Source organism: Hydrogenophaga defluvii (genome assembly GCF_042665235.1).
In the GTDB taxonomy this organism is placed as follows: domain Bacteria; phylum Pseudomonadota; class Gammaproteobacteria; order Burkholderiales; family Burkholderiaceae_C; genus Hydrogenophaga; species Hydrogenophaga defluvii_A.
This window is the reverse complement of sequence record NZ_JBHTBZ010000034.1, coordinates 36276-55789: the sequence shown is the minus strand read 5'-3', so window position 1 is coordinate 55789 and position 19514 is coordinate 36276. Positions and strand designations below refer to the sequence as shown.

The window sequence follows — 19514 nt, the reverse complement described above, 5'->3', positions numbered from 1 at the left end:
GGCGTTGGCGCATTTTGTCATTTAAGACGCGGGGGTTGGCCCATGAAGCCGCCTGAAAACCGCATCCAACGGGACGACCGGTTGACATTGGTTGATGAATGGGGGTGCATCAATGTCATAAACAGTTAAATTTCTCCCGTACAAAGTTGCCAGTGTCTTGGCCGAATCGGTGTGGGGTTCGCCTGGGGTTGGCAGTCGTGTTGTTTCACCGGGGCTCGATTTTGGCTGTCACCTCTCCCATCGGATTTGCATTGCCTGCCCACGTGGCGGGGAGGCAGGCCTGCCTGTGGCGCCAACGGCGTGTGGCGGGGTTTACCATGATCGAGTTGATGATCGCGCTGGCGATTTTGGCCACCCTGCTGATCCTGGCAGCGCCCTCTTTCCGCGACACGATTGACCGGCGCCGTGTGACCAATGCCGGCGTGGAGCTCAAGGACCAGCTGCAGCAGGCGCGGTCGTTGAGTGTGTTGCTCAACCGCCCGGTGGCGCTGGAGTTTCGGTTTGCAGACGCCAACAACTGGTGTTTTGGCATCACCGACCGTGCGGGGTGCGACTGCAGCAACGCCGCCCTGGGGGTGGCCGATGCCGGGAGTTGTTCGTTTGCCAAGCCCGATGACCTGAACGACCGGGTCATGGCGGTCACCAGCAGCGCCTCCTATCCCGGTGTCCGCTTGCTGGAGTCGGATGCCACCAACACCACCGAGCGCATTGTGTTTGAGCCAACCCGGGGCGTGCGAGACGATTTGCTCACACCAACCGTGTCCTACAACCTGACCTCCACGCAGACCACCCGGAACGTCAGGGTGTCCGTCAACGTGATCGGGCGCACCACCTTGTGCTCCACCTCTGGCGCCATGATTGGGGGGGTCAACGCATGTTGAACCGCAGTTTTGCCCGTGCCCGACAGGGGGGCGTGACCCTGATCGAGCTGATGGTCGGCCTGAGTGTCGGGGCGATTGTGGTGGTGGGCCTGCTGGTGGCCTGGTCCGTGTTTGTCCAGCAGAACGACTACCTGTTGCGCTCGGCCCGGCTCAACCAGGAAGTGCGCGCGATATTTCAGGTTGTGACGCAAGATTTGCGGCGTGCGGTGAGCCCCGTGGGCGCGTCATCGGTTGAATTGGTGTGCCTCAATGCCGCCAGCGGTTGCGACCCTGGCGCCGCCGTGCCAGAGATTGGCGACTGCGTGGTGTTCAACACCAACGTGGACCAGAGCGATGTGGTGGACGTCGTGGTCACGGTGCCCGCTGGCTACCGGGTGCGCAACGGCGTGCTCGAAATGTGGTGGCCAGGCAAGCGCGACACGACCAACCTGACGACCTATGGTTACGCCTCGTCCGCCGGCCAGTGTGCGGTGGACGACCCGAACCGGTGGATACCCATTGTCGATTCGGCCGATTCGGGTCTGCAGAATTTCAGGTTGCAGGTGGCGGCCACCGACACACGTTGCCTCGACCTCTACGTGGCCGACGTGGAAGCCGCGGGGCGCTGTGGTGCTGCCCCGACGGAAAAAATCGAAATGACGCTGCTCAACGTGGTGCTGTCTGGCGATGCCAGGGTGGCCACCGGGGGCTTCCAGCAGTTTTCCTTTTCGGACACCGTCAAGGTCCGCAACGACGCCGTTTTTCAGTAGGAGCCCATGATGAACCCCCTGTCCTCCAATCGGGCCGTGCCACGTGGCCGTCAGCGGGGTGCCGTCACCCTCGTGATCACCATGCTGATTCTGGTGGCGGTGGCGCTGGGCATGTACTCCATGGTGGGCACCACGTCCATCGAGTCGCGCATGACCGCCAACGACAAACGCGGCCGCCAGGCCATGCAGGCGGCGCAGGCGGGCATTGACTACCTGTTGGCAGGCTTGCAAGGCAACGCGTTGGACCGCACTTACCTGTGTTCGAACACCACCAAGGCCACCCACAGCTTTGTGCTCGATTTTGGCCCCACCCCATGCGATGAGATCCCTTTCGAGATCATCACCAAACTCGACAAGGTGCGCTCCTGGGGCTACTCGCCCGATGGCGATGCGGTCCGTGTCATCGAATCCACCATCGACCTGACTTCGGCCTGGAACTGGGGCATGTCGGCGGCCAGCCTGCCCAACTCCGGCGGACTCGCACCCGTGGTGACCCGCAACAACGTGGACTTTCAAGGTACACCCGAGGTGGCCAACTGCAACCTCACGGGATCGGCGCCGCTGTGTTCCAGCCTGGCCACGCCGGGCAACAAGAGCGGCATCATCTCTGGCACCCTGGTGCGCGCAGGCGGCTCCATCATCGAAGGCGGCAACGTGCCCATGGGCCAGGAAAACTACGCTGCCAGCGACAGCACCCTGGCCAACATGGGCAGCGAGCAGCTGTTCCAGGATTTCGCCAGCGGTGGCATGACGCAGGCCGACTTCAAGACCAAGGCCTACACCTATGGCCAGACCAGCGGTGTGCCCAATGCGGGCAACAACCAGCTGATTTATGTGCCGGGCGACCTCACCTTCAACAACGGCGAACTGGGCAGTCCGACCAAACCCGTCATCCTGTTTGTGGACGGCAACCTCCAGTTGAAGGGCAACGTTGTCATCTGGGGCGTGGTCTACACCAAAAGCACCGACTTTTCGGTGGGCACCAACAAGATCATGGGTTCGCTCGTCTCGGAAGGGGCGGTCAACATGAAGGGTAACGCGTCGGTGTACTACAACGCCGACTTGCGGCCTAACCCCACCACCATCGATCCCGCCACCCTGCTGGCCAACCAGACCGGCAAGACCACCACCGTGCGCGTGGGCTCCTGGCGTGAACTCACGCTGCCGGCCACCGCTGCACCGGTGACCCCCTGACCTGAAACCGACAGAGCGCCCTGGAGCGCGGCTGCTCTGCCCATGGCCTCGTTCATTTGCCCCAGTCCCGTGAGGTGATCACATGATCCGCAACAAACCGTCCCAACCCACCCCACTGCGAACGCGGATGTCGGGCATCGCGCTCATTGAGGCGATGCTGGCCCTCGGTGTGGTCATGGCCGCTGTGGTCGGCGTGTTGTGGTTCAACGCCACCATCCTGGGTGCCAGCGCCGGTGGGCGTGTGAATTCGGCCGGCATGTTGGCCGCGCAGGCCAAGCTGGAGGAGTTGCGCAACACCCCCTTCACCGCTATCGCCGGCGGCAACGACGTGGTGGCCTTTGACTCCCCCGGTTTTGTCGGCCAATCCTCCGTCAGCGTGAACCGTTGCTGGTCCGTCCAGGCCTTGCAGCACGGTGGCGCAGCCGTGCCCGACATCGTTCGTGTGATCGTCTCGGCGGTGGCCCAGGGCACCGCCTGCGACACCTCGGACGCCGACGCCCCGGTGCGTCTGGTCTCACTGCTGGCCAAAAGCGACCCGCGCCTGGCCGCCCAGAACAGCATTGCCAACGCACCCGCCGACGGCAAGGGCAAGCTGGTCAGCGCCTACACCCCGCCTTCTGGTGCGGACGCTCCCCAGCCCATGCCTTCTGGTTTCAACATCATCACCAAAGACGGTGTGGTGGTGGCGATCACCCCCCCTGCAGGCGGGCCGGCCCTGGTGTCGGAGGATGGCAGCAGCCTGAAGTTCGCCACCATCAGCGGCAACATCATGTTCGATGGTGCGCGCACAGCGGCCGAATTCAGCAAACTGCTGCTCCGCATTGAGGGCAACGCCATGTGCCGTGTGTACTACCCGGCCTACAACCCGGCCACACCCACGGCCACCGTGCCTCCCACCATCACAGACGGTGGCAGCAACACCATGGCCTACGTGCAGTACGCCTGTGTGGTGGGTGATGGGTGGCGACGCTCCATCTCGGTGCTCACTGGCAACGTCGATGAAAAAGTGTGTGTGGGCTACCCCGCCATGCAACCGGTGGATGAATTGACGGATTTGCTGGAGTCTTCGGGGCGCCAATACGTGGGGCGCAAGGCCGGTGCCACGGCGGGCGAATGGGTGTGGGAAGGTGTGCGTGGCGCCACCGACGGCACGGCCGCCATCGGCAGCGTGTGCTCCAGTGACGACGCCTCGGGCTGCTGGGCCAACGACAGCCCCAATGGCACCCGGGGCTGGGTGCCCGGTGGCCACCACTATTTTGTGATGGACAAATCGGCCGGCCTGTGTGCCGACCGCATCGAAGCCTTGGGCACGGCCATCGACAACGCCAGCGCAGGCCAGTCCAGCGTGGCGTCCTCGCTTTTCACTAACTACTTCTTCCGCAATCCGCACAAGGTGTACTGCACCAACGACAAGGCCTACACCAACACCTTGCCGGCCATCCCGGCCAACGAAGATTTCACCACCAGCGACTGCTATTCGTATACCAAGGTCAGTGGTTTCATCAACCAGAACACCGGCATCGTCATCAATGGCAATCAGATCGTGTTCGGCTCCAGCTCGCCCTATTACGCGCCGTGCCGGGCCATGGGGGCGTATGGCAACTTCGGTGGCGGCTACGTGTGTGGTTTTCCTGAAAACGTGACCACCTCGCTCACGCCTTTGTTGAGTGGCTACACCTTCACCCCGGGCAGCTATTCCGGCCTGTCTCCGTTGAGCACGCCGTTGGATTTTGTGCGCAAGTCGTTTGCGCTGGGCAGTTCAGGGGGAACGTGTGGTTCTGAAACTAAAACTTGGACGGTGGGTGCAAACACATGCCAAGGGACGATCTCTGTGGCAAATAACGGCCAATCGATGGTCGCGAATTCCTCTACTTCTGGCCTAACCGGTCAGGCTACGTATGCTTGTGGGGCGTCGGGTTGGGCTTCGACGCCGACTGGTGCGACTTGTAGCAGCAGTTCTACGCCCCCGCCAGTGACGGAGTGCAAGCCGTTGGAGGCGAGTGTCGCGCTTGCAAAGAATAATTATTCGGCCACCATAACGTACGGTGCGACTTCAATTGCATGCACGCAGAATTCCAATGGTTCAAAGAATTTCACTTGCAAAATTGGTGCGATTGCTGAAGGTATAGGCTACACAATTACGCAAAAGAACAACAAAGGTGTCAATGAGGGAACGCCAAAAACCGGGGTTGTTTCCTCAACGAATTGCTATCCATCTCACGGAAGCTTTTGAGTTTCCCCGTGAGGACAATTCATCGCGAACGTATTCGGAGAGACGGTAGTCTTGGCGGCTTGTTTATTCCGATTGCAATGATGTTGGTTCTGTTGTCATCTGTCGCCGTCATTTTCTTGAACCGCCCCCAGATCGCAGAGCAGCGCGCCGCCACGAACACGTACCATGCCGCCCGAGCCGCCCATGCCGCGTCGGGCGGGCTGGCTTGGTCGCTCGCCACTCTGAATGGCCCCAAGCCCGCTGGCCGTGTGTGCGCGCCCAGCGGGCAAACGCCTTGGAAGGCGGCATGCGAATGGACCGAGCAGGGTGGGTTGTCTTGTGATTGTGCTGCGCCACACGGCGGCGATCAGGCCCGCCTGGGTGTGGGGTTTCAGGTGGCTGTGTCGCCAGTCAATCGGGCAGTGGCTCAGACCGACGCGTTGGCCCTGTGGGATGTGGCCGTCACCGGCTGTTCGGTGCCCTCCGAGCGGAACGCTCCCGGCGGGTGTTCGGCGTCAGAGGGGGTGGCCTTGTCTGCTCTCAAAACCCGGCTTCGGTTTGTGTCGTTGTTGGGCCAACGCCCTGACGTGGCGTTGACCGCTGGTGGCCCCATCACGTTGCCGTCGCCATCCGCCAACCACGGGCTGGCCTGGGGGGGCTACGCCATGGGGGTTTACTGGACGCCCACGGTGCCTGATGCCGCCACCCAACCGGGGTCTGCCGCGTCGGAGGTGGCCAGCGCCCTGTTGCCGCGCGACAAGCTGCTGGGTGTCGGCAAGGCTGCGCTGCGAGATGTGGCATGGCGCCTCGCGTGCGAAGCCGACTGCAGCGAACAGCTCCAGCGTGTGGTGCAAAGCGGGCACGCGGTCATATGGGTGGATGGCGATCTGACCTTGGCGTCGGCATTGACGCTGGGCAGCGACGAACACCCGGTGCTCTTGTGGGTGGAGGGTGACGTGCGCCTCGGCCCCCGGGTGTCTCTGACCGGCCTCTTGTTGGCACGTTCGGTGGTGTGGGGGGCTTCTGATGAGGGCGAATCCCATGTCAGGGGCGCCATCGTGGCCGACGGCCCGATCACCGTGACCGGTTCACCCGCCATCGAGTGGGCGCCCCAGGTGCTGGACCGCCTGGCCGCCTCCGCAGGCTGGTTCGAGCCGGTGCCGGTTGGAAGCAGGGTGAACTGAATGGACAAGCCCACGGGTTCACGGCGATTGGCCCACAGGGGGGTGGCTTTGGTGGAGGCCTTGGTGGCGCTCCTGATCCTGGGGTTGAGTGCGCTCTCGTTGTCGGGCGTGCAAAGCCTGCTGTGGCTCAATGGCGAGACGGCCCGGCAGCGCGAGCATGCCCTGCTGGTGGCCACCCAGCAGCTTGAAGCGCTCCGAATGCAGGCGCGCACCGTTTACGACCAGGTGGACAGCCTGCCACAAGCCGACACCCAAACCGACGCCGCAGGCACCGCCTATGCACTCACCCAGACGGTGGTGGCTGGCGAGCACTTGCCCTACAAGACGGTCAGCGTGGTGGTGCGTTGGAACGACCGCTCGGGCCGACCGCAGGACGTGGTGCTGGGCACGGTGGTGTCGCGGCCCACGCCCCATGCGCCAGGCTGACTGATGTGGTGGAGGCGGTAAACATTCCCGATACATTTCAGGTATGAGCACCATCTCCTCCAAAACCTACGATCCCACCCCTTCCCAATCCGTCGCCTTCCTGGGCCTCGGCGTCATGGGCCACCCCATGGCCGGGCACTTGGTGTCGGCCGGACACCGTGTCACCGTCTACAACCGCTCGGCCGCCAAAGCCCAGGCGTTTGTGGCCGAGTTCGGCCCCACCGGCCGTGCCATCAGTGCCGCCACGCCGCGCGAGGCCGCCGTCGGCGCCGATATCGTGTTTTGCTGCGTGGGCAACGACAACGATTTGCGCTCGGTGGTGCTGGGCGCCAACGGCGCGCTTGCGGGCATGAAGCCGGGCGCGGTGTTGGTGGACCACACCACGGCCTCGGCCGATGTGGCGCGCGAGCTGTACACCGCCGCGCGCAACCTGGGCCTGCAGTTTGTGGATGCCCCTGTGTCGGGCGGTCAGGCCGGGGCGGTCAATGGCGCGCTCACGGTGATGTGTGGTGGCGACGCCGCCGCGTTTGACGCGGTCAAGCCGGTGGCCATGGCGTTCTCGCGTGCGTTCACCCTCATGGGTGCCAGCGGTGCAGGCCAGCTCACCAAGATGGTCAACCAGATCTGTATTGCCGGCTTGGTGCAAGGCCTGAGCGAGGCGGTGGCCTTTGGCCAGAACGCTGGCCTGGACATGAACCAGGTGCTGGACGTGATTGGCAAGGGCGCGGCCCAGAGCTGGCAGATGGACAACCGGGGCAAGACCATGGTGGCCGACAAGTTCGACTTCGGTTTTGCCGTGGACTGGATGCGCAAAGACCTGGGTCTGGTGCTGGACGAGGCCAAGCGCAACGGTTCGCGCCTGCCGGTCACGGCGCTGGTGGACCAGTTTTATGCCGACGTGCAGCGCATGGGCGGCCACCGCTGGGACACGTCCAGTCTGATCAAACGCTTGAAGTGAGCGCCTCGCGGGCCGACATGGCGTGAACACACTCAAATGTCACAGATGTGGGCGTTTGATTTAACTAAAACACCTACAGTTGAGCCCAAGGGAGCAAGAACAAGAAGCACCAAAAAACGGCAGACCGACACAGCGCACACAGGGAGTGGACACAACAACAGCGCGTGACCGGGCAAGCCCAGAAAAGCAGGGAGTTGGGGTTGGGACGTCAGGGGGAAGGAAACGGAAGGCGCCACAGAGCGACCGAAATCACAAGAAGCTCAGGGAGAAAAAGTGAGGCACCGCAGAGTGCCACAAGAAGCAGCAGGGATACAGGCGGGCTGCCACGGGAGCCGGTCGATGCGAACGACATCGACCGAACTCCGGGAGGCGTGGCGGACCCGCCCTGATCCTGGCCTGTGGTTCAGACTGTGGCCCCAGCGGCCAAGCCCAAATAACCTTACTGCAGGGGTCGGTTTTCCACCGGCGCCTGTGTGGCTGCGGCCGCCTGGATGCGGCGCAGCTCGTCGTCGCTGATGATTTCCAGCACGCGCACCACACGCGACACACCGGTGATGTTGCGGGCCACTTCGGTGGCTTTGTCGGCTTCGCGTTGTGTCACCCGGCCCATGAGGTACACCGAGCCGCGTTCCGTGATGACCTTGAAGGCGCTGGCCGACAGGTCTTTGGCGTCCACCAGGCCGGCTTTGACCTTGCCGGTGGTCAGGGTGTCGTTGGCTTGCTGGGTCAGCGTGGGGCTGGCGGTGATGGACAGCTCGTTCACCAGGCTTTGCACGTTGTCCACCTGCGAGACGATTTCTTCGGCCAAGGCTTTGTCGCGGGCGTTGGCCACTTCGCCGGTCAGCAGCACACGGCGGTTGTAGCTGGTCACGCTGATGCGGGCGCGGGTGCCGATCTGATCGCGCAGGCGGTTGGCCGCGCGCAGTTCAATGCCCTGGTCTTCCAACTGTGCGCCCGAGGTGCGGCGGTCGGTGGCCACCAACACACCGGTGCCCACGGCACCGCCCACCAGCAGGGGGGCGCAGGCGCTCAGGGCCGCACCCAGCAGGGTGGCGGTCAACACAGAACGAAAAGGAAATTTCAGGCTCATGCGGAGGTCTCCGGTTCCGGGCTGTCGCCCAACAGTTGTGCATCGACGCCATCAAACAGGCAGTGCAAGGTGAGCAACTGCACTTCCTGGGCGCGTGCCAGGCGGTCGTGTGGCACGCTGACCAGCACGTCGGTGTCTTTGAGCAAGGCGCCCATGGGGCCGGGGCGTGGGCCGGTGATGGCCACCACGGTCATGTCGCGTTCGTGGGCGGCACTCACGGCGTCGCGCAGCGATTCGCCATTGCTGCCCACGGCCAACACCAGCAACAGGTCGCCGGTCTGGCCCATGGCGCGCACCTGGCGGGCAAACACCGCCCGCGGCTCAAAACCCTGGGCCAGTGCGGTCAGCACCGTGGTGTCGGCGCTGAGCGCGGTGGCGGCGAGTTCGGGGCGGTCGCGTTCGAAGCGGCCCACAAAACTGGCGGTGAAGTACTGCGCCGCCGCGGCTGAGCCGCCCAGGCCACAGGCCAGCACCTTGCCGCCGCTGGTCACACAGGCCAGCAGCGCATGGACGGCCGCCTCCACCGGGGCGGCCAGCAACTGGGCGCATTGGTAGTTGAGATCGGCGCTGTCGATGAAGTGCTGTTGTATGCGTTGGGAAAGCATGTTGGGGTGGTGTGCGGTGGGGTGTGCGCTGCTGCGCTGCCGCAAAGGCTTGAATGATAGCGGTGGCGGCTATGGGGCCTGAAAGAGCGCCAGCAGCGCCTGCACTTGAACACCCAGTGTGGGCAGATCGTGTGTGACGGTTGTCCAGACGATAGGCAGGTCCACCGTGAAGTAACCGTGGGCGAGCGCATTGCGCATTTCGTACGCAAACCCCCAGGGCACCTGCGTGTGAAGCTGCGCAAACGCCGGGTCGTGCTTGAGCACGTTGCGGCACGCCTCGCCAATGATCTCCAGATTGCGAATCACGGCGTCTTGCGTCTTGCGGTCGCCCAGGAAGTCGCTGGCGTCCATGCCAGCGGTATAGGTTTGGATGAGGGCGATGGCCTCAGCAATGTGGGACAGGTAGTCGGGTGTGCGCAAGGGCCGAGCGCGCGTCACAAGCGAACCGCCTCACGCAGCACTTGTTCACGAAACTTGCCTGGCAATGCTGCGGGCGTCAACACGTCCACGTCCATGCCGAGCAGTGCCTTCAATTCATGGCGGATGGCCCCAATGTCCAACAAGGTGGTCGCCTCGGTGGGGTCCACCAGCACATCCAGGTCGCTGCCTTCTGTGTCGTCGCCGTGGACGGCCGAGCCAAACACACTCACGCCAGCCACACGGTGGCGCAGCGCGATTTCGCGTATTTGCAGGCGGTGCCGGGTCAGTGCTTCGGAGGGGCGCATGGCGGTAGTCTAAGTGGTGGTTTTCACTTGGAAACCGATTCTATGCAGCGTCGGCGTCAAACGCGGCGCGTATCCAGTCAAGCGACGGTAAAGCCTGGTGACCGTTTGCATCGCCCTGCACCAGCACCACGTCAAACCGGCAGGGCGGCACCTGGCCCAGGCGCAGCAGGTAGTGCCGCGCGGCAAACACGATGCGGCGCTGCTTGGTGGCGCCCACGCTGGCGGCTGCGCCGCCATGTGTGCTGCTCGCGCGCCGGCGCATCTCCACAAACACCAGCGTGCCGTCGCGCTCGCGCATAATCAAATCGATCTCGCCGCCGCCCCGTCCGGGCGTGCGGAAGTTGCGCGCCACCAGCCGCAAACCAGCCGCTTGCAGATGCGCCAGCGCCGCGTCTTCGGCGGCGTCGCCCACCGCCTTGGTGCTGGGGCCGTTGTTTTTTGTCTTGAACCGGGGCCATGCCATTGTCTGCCGCCTTCCTCCCTGCCCGCAGTGCCGCCGAGGCCGCTGCCGGTGCCCAGCATTATCCGCAGGCCAGCGTCTACATGGTGGCCACACCCATCGGCAACCTGGCCGACCTGAGCCTGCGCGCCCTGCATGTGCTGGGCCTGGTGGACGCCATCGCCTGTGAAGACACGCGCCACACCGCCGGGCTGTTGCAAGCCTTTGGCCTGCACAAGCCCTTGCTCGCCTTGCACCAGCACAACGAACGCGAGGCCGCCCAACAGGTGCTTGAACGCCTGCGCCGGGGCGAGCGCGTGGCCTTCGTCAGCGACGCCGGCACGCCCGGTGTGAGCGACCCTGGCGCGCGCCTGTGCGCCGAGGCGCAGGCACAAGGTTTTCGTTGTGTGCCGGTGCCGGGCGCCAGCAGCGTGACCACCTTGCTCAGCGTGGCCGGCCTCACCGAGGGCGAGGGGCGGTTTGCTTTTGTGGGCTTTTTGCCCGCCAAAGGGGCGGACCGGCAGCGGGCGTTGGATCAGCTCGCCCAACAGCCATTGGCCAGCGTGTTGCTGGAGGCGCCGCACCGCATGGCCTCACTGGCCAAAGACCTGGCAGCGCTGGGCGAGCGCCGCCTGACCGTGGGGCGCGAGCTGACCAAACAGTTTGAACAGGTGGTGCATTTGCCGTGTGAGGGCTTGGCCGCGTGGCTGTCGGCCGATGCCTCGCATGGTCGAGGCGAATTTGCCCTCTTGCTGCACCCGCCCGTGGCCGCCGGTGAGCACACCGAGGCCGCCTTGCCCCCTGCCACAACGCGTGCCCTGGATTTGCTGTTGCAGGAACTGCCCCTGAAAACCGCCGTGCGGCTGTGTGCCGAGATCACCGGCACGCCCCGCAACGCGGTGTACCAAGCGGCGCTGGCGCGGCGTCAGCAGGCCGGCGAAGACGACGACTGATCAGCGGTCGGTGGCGGGTGTGGCCGGCGGCAGGCTGTGTCCGCCCGTGTTGTCGTGCACCTCGCGCACCTGCACGTCCACCACTTCATCGGTGGTGGCTGGGGTGGCACCACGGCGACCGGGCCACACGCGTTCGCGGGCGTAGGTCTGGAACTGGTGTACGTACACCGGCCGCACCGGGCGGCGCCCGCGCAGCAAGGCCCACACCACGCCGACCAGCAGCAGCACGGCCACCACGCCCGCCAGCAGCAGGCCCAGCGCGGCAGCAAACAGCCAGAAGATCAGGCCCAGCACGGCGCTGAACAGGCGGCCCAGCGCGTTGAATAAATCGTTCATCAAGTCCGGCGCCTCAGCGGCGCGTCAAAAGGGCACGGAATGTGCAACACGGGGAATGCAATTGTGGGCGAAAAGCGCCTTCTCAAGGACCGCCCGTCATGTCATGACCCGCTGCTATGCTCAATGTTCCCTGGAGCCCCCATGAAACGCCTGTCCCAGTACTTTCTTCGTGGCCTGGTCACCATCCTGCCGGTGGGCGTGACCCTCTACCTGCTCTACATCTTCCTGGCCTGGTCCGAGGCGTTGGCCATGTGGGTCATCCGCCCGATGGTGGGCGATTTCTACCTGCCCGGCATGGGCCTGGTGCTGGGCGTGTTGGCCATTCTGGTGCTGGGTTTTGTGGTGTCGCAGCCCTTCATGGGCCGGCTGCTCACCTTGTTCGAATTCCCCTTCACCAACCTGCCGGTGGTCAAGAGCATTTACTCCTCGCTCAAGAGTTTTGCCGACTACTTTTCGCCCAGCCACGAACAAAGCCCGCAGCAGGTGGTGGCGCTGCGTTTGCCCGACCACCCGTTGGAGATCGTGGGCATGGTCACGCGGCAGTCGCTGGACGACCTGCCCGATGGCCTGCTGCGCGGCGACCGGGTGGCGGTGTATTTGCCCATGGGCTACATGATCGGCGGCTACACCGTGTTTGTGCCGCGCGCGTGGGTCACGCCCATGGATATGTCGGTCGAAGAAGCCATGCGCCAGTCGCTGATCGCCTGGATGGCCTTGAAACAAGGAAAACCCACATGAGCATCCGCAACCTCGACGCCTTGTTTGCCCCCAACACCGTGGCCGTGTTCGGGGCGTCCGAGCGCCCCGGCAGCGTGGGCGCCACCATCTGGCGCAACCTGCGCGCGGAATTCAGCGGCCAGCTGCTGGGCGTCAACCCCAAACGCCGCGAGATCGATGGCGTGCCCGTCTATCCCAATGCGGCCGCGCTGCCCGCCGTGCCCGACCTGGCCGTGATCTGCACGCCCGCGGCCACCGTGCCCGGTCTCATCGAGGAACTCGGTCGCCTGGGCACCCGTGCCGCCGTGGTGGTAACGGCCGGGCTCGATAAGGCACAAAAGCAGCGCATGCTCGACGCCGCGCGCCGCCACACCCTGCGCATCCTGGGGCCCAACTGCATCGGCATGCTCGTGCCCCACTGGGGCTTGAACGCCAGTTTTGCCCACATCGGCGCACAAAAGGGCGACATCGCCTTTGTGTCGCAGTCGGGCGCGCTGGTGACGGCCATGCTCGACTGGGCCGGCTCGCGTGGCATCGGTTTCTCGCACTTTGTCTCGCTGGGTGAACACGCCGACGTGGACTTTGGCGACATGCTGGACTACCTCGGCAGCGACCCGCGCACCCGCGCCATCCTGCTCTACATCGAGAGCATCGAGGCGCCGCGCAAGTTCATGTCGGCCGCGCGTGCGGCGGCACGCAACAAGCCGGTCATTGTGGTCAAGGCCGGGCGCTCGGCCCAAGGCCAGAAGGCGGCGGCCTCGCACACCGGCGCGCTGGCGGGGTCCGACGACGTGTTCGACGCCGCCATCTCGCGCGCCGGCATGCTGCGCGTGTTCACCTTGCAGCACCTCTTCCTGGCGGCCGAGCTGCTGGCGCGCTTTCGCGACAACAAGAGCGAGCGCATGGTCATCCTCACCAACGGCGGCGGCGCCGGTGTGATGGCGGCCGACGCCGCCGCGCACGCGGGTGTGGAGCTGACCGAACTCGACGAGGCCATGCTGGCCAGGCTGGATGCGGTGCTGCCCGCCAACTGGTCGCGGGGCAACCCGGTGGACATCATTGGCGACGCGCCTGGCCAACGTTATGTGGATGCGCTCACCGCCCTGCGCGAAGACCGCCATAGCGCCATCCTGTTTGTGCAGGCACCCACCGCCATCGTGCCCAGCACCGACATCGCACGTGCCCTGCTGCCACTGGCCACGCTCAAGCCCTCGCGCCTCATGGGCTGCTGGCTGGGCTTTGATGCGGTGAACGAGGCGCGTGCCATCTTCCGCGGTGCCGGCGTGCCCGACTACGACACGCCCGAAGAAGCCGTGCGCGCCTTCAGCTTTCTGCAAGCCTACCGCCGTCATCAGGAAGAGCTGCTGCAAACGCCATCGTCAGCGCCGCTGGGCCCGGTGGCCGATCTGGCCGCCATCCGCGCCATCGTGAACGACGTGCTGGGCAGCGGGCGCGAGCTGCTGAGCGAACCCGAGGCCAAGGCCTTGCTGCACGCCGCTGGCCTGCCGGTGGTGCCCACCCACATCGCTGCCGCCGACGCGGAAGCCGCCGTGCGCGCGGCCCAGGCGGTGGGGTTTCCGGTGGTCATCAAAATCCTGTCGCACCAGATCTCGCACAAGTCCGACGTGGGCGGCGTGCGCCTGAACCTGGCGAATGCCGACGAAGTGCGCGAGGCCGCCCGCGCCATGCTGGCCCGCGTGGCCGCCGAGCGACCCGGCGCGTTGGTGGACGGTTTCACCGTGCAGCCCATGGTCAAACTGCGCCAGTCGCATGAGCTGATTGTGGGCGCCAGCGTCGACCCGCTGTTTGGCCCTGTCATCCTGTTCGGGCAGGGCGGCGTGTCGGTGGAGGTGGTGGCCGACCGTGCGCTGGCGCTGCCGCCGCTCAACGGCCCGCTGGCGCAGGCACTGATTGCCCGCACGCGTGTGGCCAAGCTGCTGCGCGGTTACCGCGACCAGCCCGCCGCTGACATGGCCGCCATCGAGCGCGTGCTGGTGGCCATCTCGCAACTGTTGGCCGACGTGCCCGAAATCGCCGAACTCGACATCAACCCGCTGGTGGTGAACGCCGACGGCGCGGTGGCGCTGGATGCGCGGGTGCGCCTGAGCGCCCAGCGCCCGGCGGGCGCGGCCAACTTCGCCATCCGCCCTTACCCGGTGGAGCAGGAAGAGCGCATCACCCACCTGGGTCGTGAACTGCTGCTGCGCCCCATCCGTCCTGAAGACGAGTTGCAGCACCGCGCCTTCATCGAAAAGCTCTCGCCCGAAGACGTGCGCCTGCGCGTGTTCTACAGCCGCCGCACCATCGAACATTCCGAGCTGGCGCGGCTGACCCAGATCGACTACGCCCGCGAGGTGGCCTTCATCGCCGAAGGCGAGTTGCCCGACGGTGGGCACGAGACCCTGGGCACCGTGCGTGCCGGCATCGACCCAGACAACGACAGCGCCGAGTTCGACGTCATCGTGCGTTCCGACATCAAGGGCGGTGGTCTGGGCCACATGCTGATGGACAAGCTGGTTCGCACCTTGCGCGCCCACGGCACGCGCCGTATCGTGGGCACGGTGCTCAAGGAGAACAGCCGCATGCGGCTGCTGGCCAAGCGCCTGGGTTTTGCCGAGTCGCCGTCGGACGACGACCCGGGGCTGGTCCACATCGAACTGCCGCTGCACACCACAGGCGCCCAGGAACCCTGAGCGGCGAACGGAGTCGCACCGGCTTCCACCCCGTCGGAGTGTTGCCATGAACCTGTTGTTGTCCCGCCGCCGTTTGCTGGGGGGTGTTGCGTCCGTGGTGGCCGCGCCAGCACTGCTCACCCCCGCGCTGGCCCAGGCCCGGCGCCTGCCCACGCCGGCACAGACTGAAGGTCCGTTCTACCCGCTGGATTTGCTCGACGACACCGACTTTGACCTGCTGCGCAACGGCACCGCCACCTACGCGCAGGGCACACCCGCCTGGGTGGAAGGCGTGGTGACCGACACAGCCGGCGTACCGGTGCGCGGCGCCCAGGTCGAGATCTGGCAGTGTGATCACCAGGGTCACTACCACCATCCCGGTGACGGTGGGCGCGCCGACCAGGCCTTCCAGGGGTTTGGCCGCGTGGCGGTGGACGCGCAAGGCGCCTACCGTTTCCGCACGATGCGCCCGGTCGCCTACAGCTCGCGCACGCCGCACATCCACGTCAAAGTCAAGCTGGGCGAACGCGCTGTGCTGACCACCCAGTTGTATGTGCAAGGCGACCCCGGCAACGAGCGCGACTTTTTGTGGCGCCGTCTGCGCAGCGATGCCGAACGCGCCGCGCTGACCGTGCCTTTTGTGCCCGGAGCCGACGGGCAACACGCCCGTTTCCCCATCGTGTTGGCACTTTGACCCCGCGTCACATGGGTGCACGCCGAGCCTGAGAAGATCGGCGCATGGATTCCTTGTCTCAACTGGCGCTGGGCGCCGCTGTGGGTGTGGCGGTGATGGGCCGGCGCACCGCCGTGTGGACATCGGCCGCCTGGGGCGCGGTGCTGGGCACACTGCCCGATCTGGACGTGGTCATCGACCACGGCGACGCCCTGCTCAACATGGTGTTGCACCGTGCCGAAACGCATGCCTTGTTCTGGCTCACGCTGCTGGCGCCGCTGGTGGGCGCGGCCATCGCGCGCTTGCATGGCGAGTGGGCACATTGGCGGCGCTGGTGGCTGGCGGCCTGGCTGGTGCTCGTCACCCACCCCCTGCTGGACACCATGACGGTGTATGGCACCCAACTCGCGCTGCCGTTCAGCAACCACCCGTTTGGCGTGGGCAGCATCTTCATCATCGACCCGCTCTACACCCTGCCGCTGTTGGTGGGCGTGCTGGTGGCCTTGGGGCTGGCGCGTCGGCGGCCGGTGGGCGCCTTGCGTGCCAATGCCTGGGGCTTGGCATTGAGCACCGCCTACCTGGCCTGGGGTGTGGCGGCGCAGCAGCACGTCACATCCATTGCCCAGGCCTCGCTGGCGCGCCAAGGCATTCAGGCGCAGGCGCTGCTGGTCACGCCCACCGCCTTCAACACCGTGTTGTGGCGGGTGGTGGCCACCACGCCCACGCACTACCACGAGGGTTTTTATTCGCTGCTCGACACCGGGCCCGAGCCGCAGTGGGACGTGTTTGACCGTGGTCCTGCGTTGCTGGCCGCTTACGCGCGCGACCCGGCCTTCCAGCGTCTGAACACCTTTGCCAAAGGCCTGGTGGCCATGCACGCTGTGGATGGCCGCGCGCACGTGAGCGACCTGCGCATGGGCCAGACACCCACCTTCAGTTTCACCTTCGACATCGGGCCGGCGGCTGGCCCCGCGCCTGATCCCCAGCCCGCGCTGCCGCGCGGTGGGCGCCCCGACGTGGACCGGGCGCTGCCCTGGTTGTGGGCCCGTATCCAGGGCCAGGTGTTGCCGCCGCCCCGCTGAGGACGGGCCATGGTTTGGAGTCCACCCCCTAATTCATTTGCTGCACTGCAGCAAAAAACGCTTGCATGTGCCTAGGGGTATCCCTATACTTCGAGTCATGTTGCAGTGCAGCAAAGCCGAATCCCCGGCGATGAACGCGAAGCAACACCCTCAACCCCTTTTTGAAGGAAAACACCATGCTGACCGTTGAACAAATCGCCGCCGCCCAACAAGCCCAACTGAACACCCTGTTTGGTTTTGGTGCCAAGGCCGTGGAAAGCGCTGAAAAAGTGATCGAGCTGAACCTGCAAGCCTCCAAGGCCCTGCTGGCCGACAGCGCCGAGTACACCAAGAGCCTGCTGTCTGCCAAGGACGCACAGGAATTCCTGAAGGTTCAGACCGGCTTTGTGCAGCCCCTGGCCGAGAAGTCGGCTGCCTACGGCCGCCACCTGTACGACATCGCCGCTGGCGCCAACGCCGAGTTCACCCAGGCCGCCGAAGCCCAGACCGCCAGCGCCCAGAAGCAGTTCGCTTCGGCCGTGGAAGCCGCTGTGAAGAACGTGCCCCAAGGTGGCGAAGCCGCCGTGGCCGCCATCAAGAACGCCATGACCGGCGCCAACAGCGCTTTCGAGCAAGTGCAAAAAGTGGTGAAACAAGCCACCGAAGTGGCCGAGTCCAACTTCAAGGCCGTGACCGCTACCGCCACCAAGGCCGCCAAGGCCAAGTGAGCGTGAAGCGCCGCTCGCGGCGCTGTGCATTCCAAGGTTGAAGAAGCCGCATCCTGAAAGGGGTGCGGCTTTTTTTCGTGCGGCGACGCGTGGGCTGTCGCCTCCCCGACGCGCCACGGGCGGGCCGCGTCACACAATCCCGCGCATGATCGAACTGCGCGCCCCCCTGCAAGCCCAACTCGTGTCCTGGCTGGTCAAACCCGGTGACACGGTGGCCGCCGGACAGCCTCTGGTGATCCTCGAAGCCATGAAGATGGAACACGAGCTGCGGGCCGAAGGCGCGGTGCGGGTGACGGACATCTTGCTGGCAGAAGGTGAAACGGTGCAGGAGGGCGAGCTTTTGATGCGTGCCGCGCCAGCGACGCTGGCCGACAACCCGGCAGCCAATTCTGCACAAACTGGTGCTGCCACCCAGCCAGACACCGGCCCGCGCCCCGATCTGCAGGCGGTGCTGGACCGCCACGCCTTCACGTTGGACGCCGCCCGCCCCGAGGCCATGGCCAAACGCCACGGCCTGGGGCAGCGCAGCGCACGCGAGTTCATCGCCAGCGTGTGCGAACCCAACAGCTTCATCGAATACGGCGCCCTCGCGGTGGCCGCTCAGCGCAGCCGCCGCAGTGACGAGGACTTGCAGAAAAACACCCCGGCCGATGGCCTGGTGGGGGGCATCGGCCAAGTGGGCACGGCGTCGGCCGTGGTGATGGCCTACGACGCCACCGTGCTGGCCGGCACGCAAGGCATGCGCAACCACCAGAAGACCGACCGCCTGCTGGGCGTGGCGCTGGCGCAAAAGCTGCCGGTGCTCTTGTGGGCCGAAGGTGGGGGGGCAGGCCTGGCGACGTGGACATGCCCATCGTCGCCGGCCTGCACGTGGGCACCTTTGCGGCGTTGGCGCGTTTGAGTGGCCAGGTGCCGCTGATCGGCGCCACCGGCGGGCGCTGTTTTGCGGGCAACGCGGCCCTGCTGGGTTGTTGCGACATCGTGATAGCCACCCGCGCGAGCAACATCGGCATGGGCGGCCCGGCCATGGTGGAAGGCGGGGGCCTGGGCGTGTTCAAGCCCGAGCAGATCGGCCCCAGTGATGTGCAGCATGCCAACGGCGTGATCGACGTGCTGGTGGAAGACGAGGTCCAGGCCGCCGCCGTCGCGCGCCAGGCCTTGTCGTACTTTCAAGGGATGCAGCCGGCCGGCGAGGCGCCCGATCCACAGGCCTTGCGCGACGTGGTGCCTGAAAACCGCCTGCGCGCCTACGACAGCCGTGCTGCTGTGACGGGCCTGGCCGATGTTGGCTCGGTGTTGTGGCTGCGCGAGGGCTACGGCCGCAGCCTGCACACCGCGCTGGCGCGTGTGGCCGGCAGGCCGGTGGGTGTGGTGGCCAGCAACCCCCAGCACCTGGGCGGTGCGGTGGATGCCGACGCGGCCGAAAAACTCACCCGTTTCTTGCGCCTGTGCGACACCCATGGCCTGCCCGTTGTGAGCCTGGTGGACACCCCCGGCTTCATGGTCGGCCCCGATGCCGAAGCCACCGGCCTGGTGCGCCGGGTGGGCGATTTGTTCAACCAGACCGCTCGCCTGCGTGTGCCCTACCTGGCGGTGGTGCTGCGCAAAGGCTACGGTCTGGGCGCCATGGGCCTGACGGCCGGGGGTTTTCACGCACCCGTTTTCAGCGTCGCCTGGCCCACCGGTGAGTTTGGGGCGATGGGCTTGGAGGGCGCGGTGCGCCTGGGTTTTCGCAAAGAGCTGGAGGCGGTGCCCGAAGGGCCAGCGCGCGAGGCCTTGTTTGAGCAACTGCTGGCCCAGCAGTACGCGGCCGGCAGCGCCACAAACATGGCCGCCACGCTGGAGATCGACGCGGTGATCGACCCGGCCGACACGCGCCGCTGGGTGGAGCGCGGTTTGGCCGCGCGCTGA

General features: G+C 65.7%; 19 protein-coding genes and 1 pseudogene. 14 read left to right on the top strand and 6 right to left on the bottom strand.

The window, feature by feature from the left end; all coding sequences use genetic code 11:
- Positions 1-98 precede the first annotated feature (98 nt).
- The 7 genes from ACFQU0_RS12605 (at position 99) to ACFQU0_RS12575 (ending at position 7604) form a co-directional block, all read left to right on the top strand.
- A complete protein-coding gene (locus tag ACFQU0_RS12605) occupies positions 99-881 on the top strand; it encodes a pilus assembly FimT family protein (protein WP_382201275.1) in 783 nt (260 codons plus the stop codon).
- A complete protein-coding gene (locus ACFQU0_RS12600; RefSeq protein ID WP_382201273.1) occupies positions 875-1630 on the top strand; it encodes a PulJ/GspJ family protein in 756 nt (251 codons plus the stop codon). Before ACFQU0_RS12605 ends, ACFQU0_RS12600 begins: the two co-directional genes overlap by 7 nt.
- Positions 1631-1639: 9 nt before the next feature.
- Positions 1640-2824 carry a pilus assembly PilX family protein gene (locus tag ACFQU0_RS12595; RefSeq protein ID WP_382201271.1) on the top strand — a complete coding sequence of 395 codons (1185 nt, stop codon included), beginning with the start codon at positions 1640-1642 and terminating at the stop codon, positions 2822-2824.
- An 82-nt stretch (positions 2825-2906) separates the two neighbouring features.
- Entirely contained in the window at positions 2907-5057 is a 2151-nt protein-coding gene (locus tag ACFQU0_RS12590; RefSeq protein WP_382201269.1) for a hypothetical protein, read from the top strand.
- Between the two features lie 509 nt (positions 5058-5566).
- Positions 5567-6220 carry a hypothetical protein gene (locus tag ACFQU0_RS12585; protein WP_382201267.1) on the top strand — a complete coding sequence of 218 codons (654 nt, stop codon included), beginning with the start codon at positions 5567-5569 and terminating at the stop codon, positions 6218-6220.
- Positions 6221-6646 carry a type IV pilus modification PilV family protein gene (locus ACFQU0_RS12580; protein ID WP_382201265.1) on the top strand — a complete coding sequence of 142 codons (426 nt, stop codon included), beginning with the start codon at positions 6221-6223 and terminating at the stop codon, positions 6644-6646.
- A gap of 43 nt (positions 6647-6689) precedes the next feature.
- Positions 6690-7604, top strand: coding sequence for an NAD(P)-dependent oxidoreductase (locus tag ACFQU0_RS12575; RefSeq protein ID WP_382201262.1), 915 nt, complete (start codon positions 6690-6692; stop codon positions 7602-7604).
- 439 nt (positions 7605-8043) lie between these two features.
- Here ACFQU0_RS12575 and ACFQU0_RS12570 read toward each other — a convergent pair whose 3' ends face one another.
- From ACFQU0_RS12570 to ACFQU0_RS12550, 5 genes are all read right to left on the bottom strand, one after another.
- Positions 8044-8694 carry a BON domain-containing protein gene (locus ACFQU0_RS12570; RefSeq protein WP_382201252.1) on the bottom strand — a complete coding sequence of 217 codons (651 nt, stop codon included), beginning with the start codon at positions 8692-8694 and terminating at the stop codon, positions 8044-8046.
- Positions 8691-9299: an SIS domain-containing protein gene (locus ACFQU0_RS12565; RefSeq protein ID WP_382201250.1), complete on the bottom strand. Its 609-nt coding sequence runs from the start codon at positions 9297-9299 to the stop codon at positions 8691-8693. The genes ACFQU0_RS12570 and ACFQU0_RS12565 overlap by 4 nt, the downstream gene beginning before the upstream one ends.
- A 69-nt stretch (positions 9300-9368) precedes the next feature.
- Positions 9369-9737, bottom strand: coding sequence for a HepT-like ribonuclease domain-containing protein (locus ACFQU0_RS12560; protein WP_382201248.1), 369 nt, complete (start codon positions 9735-9737; stop codon positions 9369-9371).
- A complete protein-coding gene (locus ACFQU0_RS12555; protein WP_382201246.1) occupies positions 9734-10024 on the bottom strand; it encodes a nucleotidyltransferase family protein in 291 nt (96 codons plus the stop codon). Before ACFQU0_RS12555 ends, ACFQU0_RS12560 begins: the two co-directional genes overlap by 4 nt.
- A 40-nt stretch (positions 10025-10064) precedes the next feature.
- Entirely contained in the window at positions 10065-10487 is a 423-nt protein-coding gene (locus ACFQU0_RS12550; protein WP_382201245.1) for a YraN family protein, read from the bottom strand.
- On the opposite strand from ACFQU0_RS12550, the gene rsmI reads away from it, so the two are divergent.
- Positions 10487-11416, top strand: coding sequence for a 16S rRNA (cytidine(1402)-2'-O)-methyltransferase (gene rsmI, locus ACFQU0_RS12545; protein ID WP_382201400.1), 930 nt, complete (start codon positions 10487-10489; stop codon positions 11414-11416). The two genes, ACFQU0_RS12550 and rsmI, sit on opposite strands and share 1 nt — an antisense overlap.
- Here the strand turns inward: rsmI and ACFQU0_RS12540 are convergent, their stop codons facing one another.
- Complete coding sequence (locus ACFQU0_RS12540; RefSeq protein ID WP_382201243.1) at positions 11417-11752, bottom strand: hypothetical protein; 336 nt, start codon at positions 11750-11752, stop codon at positions 11417-11419.
- Positions 11753-11893: 141 nt separating this feature from the next.
- On the opposite strand from ACFQU0_RS12540, the gene ACFQU0_RS12535 reads away from it, so the two are divergent.
- The 6 genes and pseudogenes from ACFQU0_RS12535 to ACFQU0_RS12510 form a co-directional block, all read left to right on the top strand.
- Positions 11894-12490: a DUF502 domain-containing protein gene (locus tag ACFQU0_RS12535; RefSeq protein ID WP_382201241.1), complete on the top strand. Its 597-nt coding sequence runs from the start codon at positions 11894-11896 to the stop codon at positions 12488-12490.
- Entirely contained in the window at positions 12487-15162 is a 2676-nt protein-coding gene (locus tag ACFQU0_RS12530; RefSeq protein ID WP_382201239.1) for a bifunctional acetate--CoA ligase family protein/GNAT family N-acetyltransferase, read from the top strand. The genes ACFQU0_RS12535 and ACFQU0_RS12530 overlap by 4 nt, the downstream gene beginning before the upstream one ends.
- Positions 15163-15208: 46 nt before the next feature.
- On the top strand, positions 15209-15835 hold the full coding sequence (locus tag ACFQU0_RS12525; RefSeq protein WP_382201238.1) for a dioxygenase family protein: 627 nt from the start codon (positions 15209-15211) through the stop codon (positions 15833-15835).
- 44 nt (positions 15836-15879) lie between these two features.
- On the top strand, positions 15880-16896 hold the full coding sequence (locus ACFQU0_RS12520) for a metal-dependent hydrolase (RefSeq protein WP_382201236.1): 1017 nt from the start codon (positions 15880-15882) through the stop codon (positions 16894-16896).
- A 176-nt stretch (positions 16897-17072) separates the two neighbouring features.
- A complete protein-coding gene (gene phaP / locus ACFQU0_RS12515; RefSeq protein ID WP_382201234.1) occupies positions 17073-17603 on the top strand; it encodes a TIGR01841 family phasin in 531 nt (176 codons plus the stop codon).
- A gap of 160 nt (positions 17604-17763) precedes the next feature.
- Positions 17764-19514 (top strand): annotated as a pseudogene (locus tag ACFQU0_RS12510) (carboxyl transferase domain-containing protein); the annotation flags it as partial.